The following is a 13,462-nucleotide window of genomic DNA, read 5'->3' on the forward strand; positions in this document are numbered from 1 at the left end:
GAGACTCAGAAGCGGTAGCGCACCCCCACATTGACGCCCCAAGGCTGATCCAGTCGCTTGCCGACCGAATAGCTGGCATCGGCATAGGCCTGAAGGTTAGTTGTCATTTGCGCGGCCAACCCGGCGCCCGCTTCGAATCGCGTGCCGGAGATGTCGTTCTGCAATTCGATGTCGTTCACCCGCACGCTGTTGCCGCTGGCGAACTCATGCTTCACGGCAAGCTTCACGTACGGCTGGAAGGTGCCCTTCGACGTCTCGAACGTCTTCCCGATGTTCACGCCCAACGTACCCAGGACCGACGAGGTGCGTCCGGACTTGGCCTGCATGCCGTTATCCAGCGTGAAATCCGAACCTCCGGCCGACATGCCAGCCACTTGTGCAAATGGCTCGACGAACCACTGGTTCTGCAACGAGATCGTGCGACCGAGCTCTGCCGACAGGCCCACGCCATGCGACACGAAATCGGCCTTGCTGCGCACACCGTCGCTCATGCGAACGTCAAGTTCGGAGGCAAAGCGGTTGTACTTCAACACCCCGTCAAAGTAGTAGCCGTTCTTGCCCAGCCACGTCGCATAGACACCTGCCGTATGACTCTCGATCGATCCCGTCGAACCGGAATTGAACTTGAGGCGGCTGTTACTGGTACCCAGCATGCCGCCGACCAGCCAATAGCCGTGATCGCCGCGCATCACAACGGCGTCGCTACCCGCGAGCACCCCGAACTGATCCTGGCTGTAGCCCTGACCCAGTGCAGGCTTCGCGTTGAAGCGCGTACCGAACGTGCGTGCCCATGCACCGCCGGCGTCGCCCTCACCCATACGGGCTTCGCCAAGACGTGAGCGCAACACGCTGTGCTCGCCCAGCCACGCCGTGGGCAGCGCATTGTGGATGCCCAACACCGTGGCGGTCCCCGACGAAATTTCTTCGGTGCGCTCCAGATACCACGACTGTTCACCGCCCGATTCACCAGCCGATTTGAGTTCGTAGGTGTACACCCCTGCGTCGACCTTGCCGCCGACCAGCGAGAACGTGGCATCGCCACCGGCCTGATCCACGAGGAGTTGCGTATCGACGACGCCTTCCGTACCGGTGTTCTTCACCAGCAGCGCATAGGCGCCCGATGCCTGCGAATCGTTCACGTTGAGCTTGTCTGCCACGCCGATTTCCAGATCCGCATGCATGGCGAACGTCCCTTCTCCGGCCAGTTTTTCGACGTCGAAGGTGTGCCACGTGCCTTCGGCCGCCGTACCGTGAATGTCAACGATTCCGCCCCGCATGTTCAGGTCGGCAATACGGCTATCTTCGACCAGATTCCACGCACCGTTATCCGACAGCGTCAGTTTGTCGGTGCCGAGCAGACGACCCGTGAGCGAGCCGTGATTGGTGATGGTCACGTCGCTGTCAACGTAGTCATTGAAATCGAAGTCCCCCGTCAGTCGACTGTTGTTGACTTCGACATTGACGATGAGCGGCGCATCCGATTTGGAAGCGTAGCCTGCCTCTATCAGCTTGCCGTTGCCACCGTGCAGTTCACTGCCGTTGGCGATGAGGATGTTCGCGGTCAGCGGGCTGTTTCGCTCATGGTCGTCAATCCGGATCGCCGCGCCACGCTCGCCCTCGACTCGCGTATTCGACAGATTCAGCGTGCTGGTGGCTTCGGTTGTGGACTGGTCCGTCACCATGAAAACACCATCCACGCCTCCCTTGATCGTCGAGTTGGAAACGTTGGCCGTCGCATTCTGCAACTGAAGCGCATTGTTCGTAGCGCGACCGTTCGCGTCGTTGAAACTGCCGATGATGGTCGATCCGTTGATGCTGGCCTGCGCTCCCTCACGAACCAGCAAAGCGCGCCCTTTACCTACGATGGTGCTGTGCTCCATATCAAAGATCGGAATGCCGTTGCTCTCCGTTCCGAAGGGCTGGCCTCCGACCATGACGGCATAGTCATCCAGCGACTGAATATAGGAGTTGCGCACCCAGACCTTGCTGCCAACGCCGACATAGATCAATCCCCGGTCGCCGGGCGTCGCCCCCGCCTTGATATTTCCGATCATGCGCACGCCGTCGATATCTGCCCGCGCCCCCGACTCCGCTTGCAGATGAATGAAGGCAGGGTTGCCCGTTCCCCCCGGCAAGATAAACAGTCTGGCCCCATTGGTCAGCATCCAGCCTTCGTCGCCGTAATCGCCTTTGAGGACTATTTCTTCACCGTCGAGCTCGGCCGCGCTGGCGGTAACTGCAAAACCACTCAGCACCACGGCAACCGCGAAGCTGATGGCCCGAACCGAATGCATGGCGGGCGTCGTGCCCTTGGTCGTCGTACGCGTCATCGTCGTTTCCTATAAAGTTAACGACGCGCAGCGTAGGGTAAACCGCTATCAAAAAATCAAAATCACACTAAAAAACACCAATATTCACTGAACTTCATAAATATTCCTTCAATCTCATCGAAAGCGGCGCTTATTGATATATCGATTCGCCGTCAAAACGTGTACCTCACCCCCACCTGGAACCCCCATGGCTGATTGATGTGATGGCCGACGCTCGACGCCACTTCGGAATAGAGCTGGAGGTTCTTGCGCAGTTGCCCTGTCACACCGGCACCGAACTCGAATCTCGTTCCCGACAGATCGTTGTTGAAGGTGATGCCGTTGACCGTAACCCGGTTGCTGGTGATGAACTCCTGCACCAGCGCCAGTTTCACGTAGGGCTGAATCATGCCCCCGCCCGAGAGCGACACCGTCTTGCCAAACGCCGCGCCCACGCGCGCCTGCACCGAGCTGGTATGGTCCGTGTTGGACGCCATGCCGTTGGTCAGCGTGAAGTCGTCGCCCCCAACTCGCAACACGGCCAGATGCACGTACGGTTCGACGAACCAGTCGTTGGCAAACTTCATGTGACGACCGAACTCGAATGTCACACCGAAGCTGTTTTCGCCGAAGCTGCCGTGGGCACCCTCTCCGTCGCTCATGATGACGTTCGCGTCGTTCTGGAAGTGGTTATAGCGGGCCACTGTTTCGAAGTAGTAGCCCGTGGATCCCAGCCATGTGCCGTACAAGCCTGCGGTGTAGCTGTTCACACCGCCGGTGGACCCGCCGTCGAACGCAAGCTTGCTGTGACTGGTGCCGAGCAATCCGCCGACGAGCCATGTCCCCCCCCACGCCTTGCCCACCACCGCGTCGGCGCCCCCCATGACACCGTACTGCGTCTGCCGGTAATCGACGCCCGAGACCGGCGTTGCATGGAACTGGCTGCCGAAGGTGCGGACCCACACCCCACTGTTGCTTTGAACTGCGAGACGAACGTCACCGAGGCGACTGCGCAGGATGGCCTGCTCGCCGTACCAGACAGTAGGCGCAACGCCCGAGATACCGATGACCGTTTGCGCCCCCGGCGTGAGATCGGGCCCCCCGGGATCGGCCGGATCGGGAACGTCGCTGGCGAGTACCCAGTTGTTACCGTCCTGGCGCAGGTCATAGCGGTAGACCCCGGCATCGACCTTACCGCCGACCAGCGAGAACGCTGCGCCCCCACCGCCAGTCGTCACCACCGTCAACGGCGCATAGACGGACGGCTCCGCCCCGGTGTTGGCGATGTGCAACTGATAGGCCCCTGTCGCGTTTCCGGTGACGGCAAGCAGATCGCCGCTATGCGTGGCGATGTTGGTGTTCATGTTGAATGCGCCGTTGCCCGAGAGCGTGCCCACCGTTAACGTGTGGAACGTGCCAGTGCCCGCAGCGGTACCGGAAATATCGATGGTGCCGCTGTTCATCGTGACGGTCGGCACCGTGTTGTTACCGGCGAGCGCCCATTTCGACCCCGAATTCACCGCGAGCGAGGTGAGGTTGACCAGCGACCCGGTCAACGTCGTGTTGTTCTGCAACGTCAGATTGACGATCGCGGTGCCGTCTCCTGTCACGTTGCCTGTTTGCGGAGAACCGTCGATGGTGATAGCGGAAGTGATTGGGCCGTTGGCCTTGATGATGTTGCCGTCGGCGCCGGAAATCGTCGTACCGCCATTGATGAGCAGCGTGGCCGTGCGATTTGTCGTTTGTCCCGGCTGTGGCTGGATCAGTATCCCCGCGCCGCTGGTCCCGACGATGTTCGCGCCGGTGAGCGTCGTCGTCGAAGTACTGCCACCGACACCGGTAGCGACCCAGAAGCCGTTCACCCCTCTGGAAGACCCGCCGTTCATGATCACGGTGGAATCGAAGTTGGCGACCCCCGCGTTGAAGCCTCCTCCAACCGTCGCGCTGCCGGAGCTGATCGTACTGTTGTTCAGCGTCAGCGTGCCGTTCAGACTGACTTGCGCACCAATCGCAGCGCCGGAAATCGTGCTGTTGGTGACCGTCGCGCTCGGTGCAATGGTGCTACCCCCGGCGCCGCCAAGCGTCAGGCCCGGGCCACCGACGCTGCTGATGGTCGAATTGGTGATGACACCATTCGTATTGAGCAGCGATACCCCCGGGTTGGTCGTCACCGTCGCCGCCACCGCCGCACCGTTCAGTGTCAGCGAGCTGTCGGTATCGACGAGGATCGCATTGGTCGCAGCACCGGGATCTACCGTGAGCGAACCCGAGTTATGCACCTGCCATGATTCCGCGGGGTCGCCAGGCGCGGTGACTGTCTGGGTGACACCGTCTACGATTCCGGCATGCGCCTGCGCTGCGAGACAGGTCAGCACCACGCCAACGGCTTGAGCAATCTGATGACGCGTCGGCGTCACGGGCTTTGACGTTTTCATACGGTTCTCCTACGCACACGCATAACAAACCGCTCGATACGACAAGGCCGACGGACGCGCCCCTCAGTGCAGTCCGCCGGAGAATGCCCCTGGCGCGCCCAGGCTGTTCCCCCCACGGTCGCAGTCCGTCGCGCCACGCTCCGAATGCAAGGGAAAACCCTATGAAATCATGGAGTTGCAGCGTTTTAGTTCATTCAACGTTAGATTCCGGCGCGCGAAACCGCACCTGTCAACGTTGACAGGTGCCGAGGCGACGCAAACGTGTAATGCTCGGGACGCGGCCGTCCCGGCGCGCGAAGCGCCCAGAGACGGCGCAAGACGGAAAAATGGCCTCAGCGCGAAGCGCTGGGTGTAGAAGTCGGCAGCGTTTGGGGCTGCGATGCGGGCTGAGATTTGGGTTGATTCGGCACGAACGAGGGAGCGCCCGCCAGCGTCGCGACCATCGTCTGGGCAAGCTCGACCGGATCGACCGCGCTAACGTCGCTCTCCGTCTGCAAGGGCGTCGATTGACAGCGCGGTGTGAGACGCAGATACGGTGGCTCCGCCGCAGCGAACAGCGACACGCTCGGCGCTCGCGTGGTGTGCGCCACATGCATCAGCCCGCCATCGGCGCCGACGAACAGCGACGCATTCGCGATCACTCGCTTCGCGTCGCGCAGCGTCAACTGGCCGACGAACGACACCATTTCGAGATGCCGGAATTTCGCTTCCATGAGCGCGCGGGCGGCGTCGGCCCCGTTGCCCGAACCCAACAACACGATACCTGTGGGTAGTCCGGGGAAGTACGCTGCATCGTAGGCATCGAGGCACGCGCGCCAATGCGCATAGGTACGGCGCGGCTCCACGCCTCCCATCGCCAGCACAACGAAGGATCCCGTCGGGAGTTGGTTCGCGATGACCGCCGGTAAATCCGTCTCTTCGCGCAGATACGGCTTCGCCCGCGCAAAGAGTTCGTCCGACGCCAGTTCCAGGCCGAAGACATCGTTGACGGCTGCCAGACTGAATTGCGTCTGATTGCGGTCCGGGCCGTGGAAAAATCGGAACAGGCACGCGAAGGGGAGCGTCGAGAAAAAGCGTCGCTTGATGCGCAAAGTCGGGTAGTTGAATTCCTGCATGACGACGACGTCGTACTCGGCGGGATTCACCGCAGCCGGATCGTCGAAGACATTTCGGAAGATGTCGTCTCCCTCGAAGACCGCTTTGAGCCCCGGGCTGATGAGCAGATCGACGGGACCTTCGCGTTCGCGCAGCAGCGCGCGGCCCGACATATCCATCACGGCGTCGCCCACCGAGTGCTTTCCACCGTATATCCACAATACGCGCGCTTGCGGTGCGACGTGCCGCACCTCATGGCGCAGTTGCCCGCTCATCGCAAGACGCAACCGGCGGTGGAGGTATTTCTTGGCGACGGTGAAAGCCGACGTACGTTGCATGAAGACGTCGGGCTCGTGATACACCCACGCGTACGGAATGCGGGTGCTCGGTTCGGTGAGCGCCTCCAGTCGGCGGGTGATGAAACGCGGAAGTGGCATGGTCGGATCGAATGCGGGGCAGCGCCGGAAGTTCCGGAGTATGCCACGGGCGCACCGCCGGGACGGCGTGCGCCCCGGCAGATTCGGCCGAATGCTCTGGACGTTGACGGCTTACACCACCTGAAAGTGATGCGTGCCGTCGCGATGCAACTGGTCGACGAGACCGAACTCCCAGTCGAGATAGGCCTGCATGGCCTCGGCCGCGTTATCGGTGCCTTCGTACGGACGGCGATAACGATCGTCGCGCGCGCTGGCCAGATGCGTTTCGCCCGACTCCAGCGGCAACCCGGCGTTGATCCATGCCTGCGTGCCGCCTTCGAGTACCACGATCTCGGCGTCAGTGAGACGTTGCAGGTCGTCCGCAGCGAAGCGCGCCAACAGACTGGATCCGCACGTCAGGACATAACGCTGCACCGGCCCGATGGTGCGCAGCGCTTCGGCCAGACGCGCGCGAATCACGAACCACGCGCCGGGGATATGTCGTTTGACGTAATTGACGCCTGACGTGAAGTCCAGCACCGCGATCTGCCCCGGCGCGGCTTCGTCGAGCCAGCGTGCGAGCAACGCGGGCGTGACGGTGGCGACTTCCGGCGCGCTCGGCGTGTGCAGCGGCCAGCCCCCTTGCGCGCTGCGGGCATGCGCGCTGTGCGGCTCCACGACGTACACCGTCCAGCCCATTTGCGCGAGCCACGAGCCGGTCATGTCGGCGCGTACGCCGTCGTCGTCCGCCAGCACGATCCATGCGCCGCGCACCGGTGCCTGGTGATCCGTCTCCTGCACCAGCTGACCGCCCTGTGCGTTGGCGAAATCCGGCAGATGCCCCGCCGCATACTCCTCCGGCGTGCGCACGTCGAAGCGGTAGACGGTGCGTCCCGGTGCATTCAGCGACGGCACGTCCTCAAGCGCCACACGGCGCACACCGGCACGATCCGCCACAGCGCGCGCGCCTTCACGGGCAACGGCCAGCGTGGCGTCGCGCACCGTCGCCGGGTGACGGCGGTCCGCGCCGCGCTCCAGCGTCTGACCGGCCAGCGTCCAGCCGATGGTGCCGTTACGCAGCGCTGCTACGGGATTCGGCAGTCCGGCGTTCACGAGCGATTGCGTGCCGATGATGCTGCGCGTGCGCCCCGCGCAATTGACGATCACGCGCGTGGCCGGGTCCGGCGCAAGCTCGCGAACGCGCAGCACCAGTTCGGCACCGGGCACGCTCGTCGAACCGGGAATGTTCATCGTCTGATACTCGTCGAAGCGACGGGCGTCGACGACCACGACGTCGGCATCCGCATCGAGCAGCGCCTGCACTTCCTGCGCCGAGAGCGACGGCGTGTGGCGCAGTCCTTCGACCCACTCGCCAAACGCCTTGCTCGGCACGTTCACGTCGCGGAACACTTCGCCACCGGCGGCAATCCAGCCGTCCAGACCGCCCGCCAGCAGATTGACGTCGGTGTAACCCAGCTTGCGCAGCACGACGGCGGCGCGCGGCGCCAGGTCTTCGCCATCGTGCACGCCATAGACGACGATGCGCGTGTCGCGGCGCGGTATACGCGCCCATGCGTCGATCTCCACGCGCGAGAGCGGCAGGTTCGCAGCCCACAGCGGGTGCGTCTGCGCGAACGGGTCTTCTTCACGCACGTCGAGCAGTGCGATTTCCTCACGCGCGAGCAACGCTGCGCGCACGTCGGCGTAGGTCAGTTCGGGGAACGCTGCGGCCTGCGATGGCGCATCGGGGGTCGTGTGATTCGGAAGCTCGGACACGGTCATTCCTTGAATTCGTCGGACGTCGAAACGTTGATGCCTGGCGATTGCCCGGCGATGGCTTGTCTATTGCTTGTCGGCGGGCGGCGCCGCCTTGCCCCACGGATTGGGCAATTGGGCGTTGGCGTAGCCCGACACGAAGCCCTTGCGCTCGCCCGTCTCGGTAAAGACACTGCGATGCACCGCGCCGATGTTCGCGCCATACACGTGGATGCTCACGGACACGCGATCCGCATAGGCGTTACTCACGCGGTGAATGTCGCCCAGACGCGGCGACAACACCTCGACGTCGCCCGGCAGAAGCCGCACTGCCTCGCCCGCCACGACGGGAACGCCCTTTGCATCGAGCACGAACGGTTGCGAGTCCTCGGAGCCGCGCAGCATGCCGATCAGCCCCCATACGGTGTGATCGTGAATCGGTGTGCGCTGCCCGGGGCCCCAGACGAAGCTCACGATAGAGAAGCGCTGCGCCGAATCGCAATGCAGCAGGAACTGCTGGTAATGGTCGGGATGCGGCGTGGCGAACGCAGCGGGCAGCCAATCGTCGCGTGCCACCAGTTGAGCGAGCAGGCCCGCCCCCTCTTCGAGCAGCGTGGTTTCATGGGGGCGTCGATCCAACAGTCGCGAGAACCCGGCCACGAAGGTGCGCAAGGGATCGAGCGCGTCGTAATCGTGCGCTGGCAGGTCGCGCGACAAGGCGATGCCATCCAGCACTTCGGTCGTACCAGTCATGCGAATTCCCGGAAAGCAGCGAGCGTCTGCCGACCGGCAGCGCCCAGTATGGTGTCGTTTTGCGGCGTGTGGATACGGCTGCACAGCACGTCGCGATGATAGCGCTCAAGCGGGTTGTTGCGCGAAAGTCCATGATTGCCGGAAAGCTGCAAGGCCAGTTCGAGGACCCGGATCGCATTGCCCGTCACCGTGAACTTTAGCGCACCGCTGGCGATATCGTCATCCGGTTCTCCCGCATCGGCCGCCTGCGCGGCCGCGTCCAGCAGACGCTGGTTCACGTGCAGCAACGTGGCGATCTCGCCGACTGTCTCCTGAACCCGCGGCAAGGTGGCCAGCGGCGCGCCGAGATTGCCCGGCACACGCGTGTTCAGGAATGTCACGAGCCAGTCGACGCCCGCACGCGCCACCGCATCGTAAAGCGTACCCAGCAGCACACTCATCCACGCCTGTTGTTCGATGTGCGCATCGTTGTCGCGCTGGCCGATACCGGCTGGCGCCCATTCGTTCGGTGGACGAATATCGACGGCATTGCCGAACGGCAGATCGATGTCCTCGAGAATGACCTCATGGCTGGCAGACGCGCGCAGCCCCAGGTGATCCCAGTTCTGGACGACGCGAATGCCCGGACGGTCCGGCGATTGTTCGCCCCCCGCCGGACGCGGCACCAGAAAGACCCCGACGCGCGGCTCCGCTTCGTCCGTGCGTGCCCACACACTGAGCCAGCGCAACGCGGGAATGCCCGTGCAATAGAGCTTGCGGCCGGACAAACGCCAGCCCGTCTCGGTGCGACGCGCAATCGTCGCGGGCAGCCCGCCCCGGGCAGGCGTACCCAGATCCGGCTCCACGCGCAGCGCGTTGATCAGCGCGCCGTCGCGCACCGCGCTCTCGAACACCGCGCGACGCTGCGCCTCCGGCCAGCGCGTGCTTTCGCGCACGAGCGAGCGATGCTGGAGATACGTCATCGTCAGCACCAGTGCGGTGGCCGATTCCCCTTTGGCGACGGCACCGACGATGCGACGCGCCGTCGCGAGACCGCCACCGCCACCGCCCGCCGCACGCGGCACGACTTCCGCAATCAGCCCGTGACGATGCAGCAGCGCGAAGTTGTCGAAAGGGAAACGTGCATCGCGATCGAGCGCCGTCGCGCTCTCGGCCAGTGCGCGGGTGATCGGGGGCAGGAGCGCATCGAGTTGCGCGTGACGTGCGGGGCCATCTCCACGTGGCTGGGGCGGCAGGGGCAGCACCGCGCCGGAATGTGCGAGACCTGAAGAAGCCATGATTTTGGAATAAGCAAATACGCGTTCGACGCCCGGTGCGCCGCTTTACGCAGTGCCCCTAGCGTAAGGCCCGGCGGCGCCGCGCCCAACCATCCATATCGAATAATCTTTGCGTAAATGATTATTTAACGCTCGATGATTGTTTGCGTAGGCTCACTCCCATTCACCGTCTGTTCCGATCGATGGGCGTGTAGCGCAAACCGACCCACGTCGCCGTGCACGCGTCCCCACCCCACAAGGAGAACGTCGTCATGAGCGTAGAAATCATCGGCATGATTCAAAGCAGTAAGCAATCCGAAATTCACCCCAAGAAGGGTGCTGCCGTCGACCGCGACTACGTGCGCAACTTTGCGCGCGCTCACGAGCAATCCGGCTTCGACCGCATTCTCGTGCCCCATCACTCCACCAGCCCGTCGGCCACGCTCACGATTGCCTATGCGGCGACGGTGACCGAGAACATCCACTTCATGCTCGCGCATCGTCCGGGCTTCGTTGCGCCGACGCTCGCCGCCCGCCAGATCGCCACGCTCGATCAGTTCAGCGGCGGCCGCCTCGGCGTTCACTTCATCTCTGGCGGATCGGACGAAGAACAGCAGCGCGACGGGGACTTTCTGCTCCATGACGAGCGCTATGCGCGCACCGACGAGTACCTGAGCATCCTGCGCCGCATCTGGACCGAAGACACGCCGTTCGATCACGACGGAAAGTACTACCGCTTCAAACAGGGCTTCTCCGAGGTCAAACCCGTGCAGCAGCCGCATGTGCCGATCTTCTTCGGCGGGGCATCCGACGCTGCACTGGCAGTCGCAGCCAAACACGCGGACATCTATGCGCTGTGGGGCGAATCGCTCGATCAGGTGCGTGAGATCACCACGCGCGTGCGCGCCGCGGCCGCCGTGCATGGTCGCACGCCGCGCTTCTCGGTGTCGTTCCGCCCGGTGCTGGCCGAGACCGAAGCAAAGGCGTGGGAACGCGCCGACAAGATTCTGGCGCAAGCCAGGGCGATCCGCGAAGCCGCCGGTGTGTCGCAAGGCTCGGCGCTGCAAAGCGAAGGCGCACGACGCCTGCTTGCCGCTGCCGACAAGGGCGCGCGACTGGACAAAGTGCTGTGGACGGAGATCGCCAAGCTTATCGGCGGACGCTCGAACTCGACCGCCCTCGTCGGCACGCCGGAGCAAGTCGCCGACGCCCTGCTCGACTACTACGACCTCGGCGTGACCACGTTCCTCATTCGTGGCTTCGATCCGCTGGGCGACGCAATCGACTACGGCCGCGAGTTGATTCCGCGTCTGCGCACGCTGGTCGCCGAGCGCGACCGCCAGAACGACGCCACGCGTCGCGCCGCCTGAGCGGCGTCCCCACACGACACGGAGAAAAACACTATGGCAGCCGTTCTGCCCGTCGACACACATAGTTTCGGACGCACCACGTCTACCCCACCCGCCCAGACCAAGACCACGCCGACCGGTCTCGTGCTCAACGCCGCGCCGCAGCAGCGCTTCTGGTTCGACGCACCGCCCGTGCGCAGCGACATCCTCGCCGAGCGCCGCCATCGTCAGACGCGGCTCGCTGCGGCGTTCCGTATCTTTGCGCGTCACGGCTTCGACCTCGGACTCGCCGGTCACATCACCGCACGCGATCCCGAGTTGCCGGATCACTTCTGGGTCAATCCGCTGGGTGTGCACTTCTCGCGCATCAAGGTCTCCGACCTGTTGCTCGTGAACGCCAAAGGCGAGACCGTGGTCGGCGACCGCCCCCTGAACAAGGCGGCGTTTGCCATTCATGCCGCGATCCACGAAGCGCATCCGCATCTGGTCGCCGCCGCGCACACGCACTCGACCTACGGCAAAGCATGGTCGACGCTGGGCCGCGCGCTCGATCCGCTCACGCAAGACTCGTGCGGCTTCTTCGAAGACCACGCACTGTTCGACGACTTCACCGGCATGGTGGTCGACGGCAGCGAGGGTGAACGCATTGCGCATGCCCTGAACAAGCCCGACGGCAGCGGCACGGTCAAGGGCGTGATCCTGAAAAACCACGGCATTCTCACCGCCGGTCCGAGCGTGGAAGCCGCCGCGTGGTGGTACATCGCGCTGGAGAACGTGGCGCACACGCAATTGCTCGCCGAAGCGGCAGGCACGCCGCAACCCATCGACGAAGCGACGGCACGTCACACGCACAGTCAGGTCGGCGGTCCGGAAGGCGCGCTGTACTCGTTCGAGAGCCTTTACGAAGGTCTCGTCGAAGCCGAGCCCGATCTGCTCGACTGACTTCTTCGACTGACTTCTTCGACTGAGGTCTTCGACTGAAGCGTCAGCCACATAAACATCAGAAATCAACAGGGGAGTCGTACCCATGAAGTTCCGCCACACCGACAAGACCGCTGGCACGACCGGTATCAGCGGCACCGCCACGCAAACCGACGTGCACGCCGGTCGCCGCAAGGTGCTGCGCGCGGGCACCGCTGCCGCGCTCGCCGCGCCCGCCCTGCTACTTGGCCGTCAGGCATGGTCGCAGCCGAAGAAGCTCACCTTTGCGTGGAACCAGAACTCGTTCTGCCTGACGCCCATCGTCGCCGCACAGGAGCGCGGCTTCTTCGAGAAGAACGGCCTGCAAGTCGACCTGATCAACTACAGCGGCTCGACGGACCAGTTGCTCGAATCGATCGCCACAGGCAAGGCCGACGCGGCCGTGGGCATGATTCACCGCTGGCTCAAGCCGCTCGAATCGGGCTTCGACGTGAAGATCATCGGCAGCTCGCACGGCGGCTGCGTGCGCCTGCTCGGCTCGAAGGCGGCGGGCGTTACGTCGCTCGCCGCACTCAAGGGCAAGACGGTGGGTGTGTCGGATCTGGCTGCACCGGGCAAGCACTTCTTCCAGATTCTGCTGGCGAAGAACGGCATCGACGCCGAGCGCGACATCACCTGGCGTCAGTACCCTGCGGACCTGCTCGGCGTCGCCGTCGACAAGGGCGAGATTCAGGCGATTGCCGACGGCGATCCGAACCTCTATCTGCTGGAGAAGCGCACCAACGGCGCTTACGTCGAACTGGCGACGAACCTCACCGGCGAGTACGCCCGCAAGGTGTGCTGCGTCATCGGCGCGCGCGGCGATCTGGTGCGCAACGACCGCGCGGCTGCGAGTGCGTTGGCACGCTCCATCGTGCAGGCCACCGAGTTCGTCAACGAGAACCCGAACGAGGCCGCAAAGATCTTTGCGAAGTATTCGCCGAAGATCAGCCCCGAGGATTTGCGCAAGTTGTACGCCACGCTCACCTATTCCCATCACCCGACCGGCGTGGACCTGCGCGATGAGATCGCGTACTTCGCCGACGACTTCCGCCGCATCGGTGTGCTCAAGAAGACGACCGATCCGCAGAAACTCGCGCAACACGTCTACGCCAACGTGCTGGGCTGAGCGCA

Annotated in this window: 9 protein-coding genes; 3 read left to right on the forward strand and 6 right to left on the reverse strand. The window is 63.7% G+C overall.

Annotation, left to right across the window (positions count from 1 at the left end):
* Window positions 1–5: 5 nt before the first annotated feature.
* From MB84_RS17760 to MB84_RS17785, 6 genes are all read right to left on the reverse strand, one after another.
* Window positions 6–2,330: an autotransporter outer membrane beta-barrel domain-containing protein gene (locus MB84_RS17760; RefSeq protein WP_052652537.1), complete on the reverse strand. Its 2,325-nt coding sequence runs from the start codon at window positions 2,328–2,330 to the stop codon at window positions 6–8.
* A 152-nt stretch (window positions 2,331–2,482) separates the two neighbouring features.
* Entirely contained in the window at window positions 2,483–4,744 is a 2,262-nt protein-coding gene (locus tag MB84_RS17765) for an autotransporter outer membrane beta-barrel domain-containing protein (RefSeq protein WP_052652539.1), read from the reverse strand.
* Window positions 4,745–5,076: 332 nt separating this feature from the next.
* Window positions 5,077–6,276 (reverse strand): glycosyltransferase family 9 protein, encoded by a 1,200-nt coding sequence (locus MB84_RS17770; protein WP_052652541.1) that lies wholly within the window; start codon window positions 6,274–6,276, stop codon window positions 5,077–5,079.
* A gap of 111 nt (window positions 6,277–6,387) precedes the next feature.
* Window positions 6,388–8,031 carry a rhodanese-related sulfurtransferase gene (locus MB84_RS17775; protein ID WP_425415867.1) on the reverse strand — a complete coding sequence of 548 codons (1,644 nt, stop codon included), beginning with the start codon at window positions 8,029–8,031 and terminating at the stop codon, window positions 6,388–6,390.
* A 66-nt stretch (window positions 8,032–8,097) separates the two neighbouring features.
* Window positions 8,098–8,763: a cysteine dioxygenase family protein gene (locus MB84_RS17780; protein ID WP_084009847.1), complete on the reverse strand. Its 666-nt coding sequence runs from the start codon at window positions 8,761–8,763 to the stop codon at window positions 8,098–8,100.
* Window positions 8,760–10,040 carry an acyl-CoA dehydrogenase family protein gene (locus MB84_RS17785; RefSeq protein WP_084009848.1) on the reverse strand — a complete coding sequence of 427 codons (1,281 nt, stop codon included), beginning with the start codon at window positions 10,038–10,040 and terminating at the stop codon, window positions 8,760–8,762. Before MB84_RS17785 ends, MB84_RS17780 begins: the two co-directional genes overlap by 4 nt.
* Window positions 10,041–10,291: 251 nt before the next feature.
* Between MB84_RS17785 and MB84_RS17790 the strand changes: the two genes are divergently transcribed.
* From MB84_RS17790 to MB84_RS17800, 3 genes are all read left to right on the forward strand, one after another.
* Window positions 10,292–11,389, forward strand: coding sequence for an LLM class flavin-dependent oxidoreductase (locus MB84_RS17790; protein WP_046292724.1), 1,098 nt, complete (start codon window positions 10,292–10,294; stop codon window positions 11,387–11,389).
* Between the two features lie 33 nt (window positions 11,390–11,422).
* Window positions 11,423–12,310 carry a class II aldolase/adducin family protein gene (locus tag MB84_RS17795; protein ID WP_046292725.1) on the forward strand — a complete coding sequence of 296 codons (888 nt, stop codon included), beginning with the start codon at window positions 11,423–11,425 and terminating at the stop codon, window positions 12,308–12,310.
* Window positions 12,311–12,488: 178 nt separating this feature from the next.
* On the forward strand, window positions 12,489–13,457 hold the full coding sequence (locus MB84_RS17800; protein ID WP_245725577.1) for an ABC transporter substrate-binding protein: 969 nt from the start codon (window positions 12,489–12,491) through the stop codon (window positions 13,455–13,457).
* The last annotated feature ends 5 nt before the right edge of the window (window positions 13,458–13,462 follow it).

It is taken from the genome of Pandoraea oxalativorans (assembly GCF_000972785.3).
Lineage (GTDB): Bacteria > Pseudomonadota > Gammaproteobacteria > Burkholderiales > Burkholderiaceae > Pandoraea > Pandoraea oxalativorans.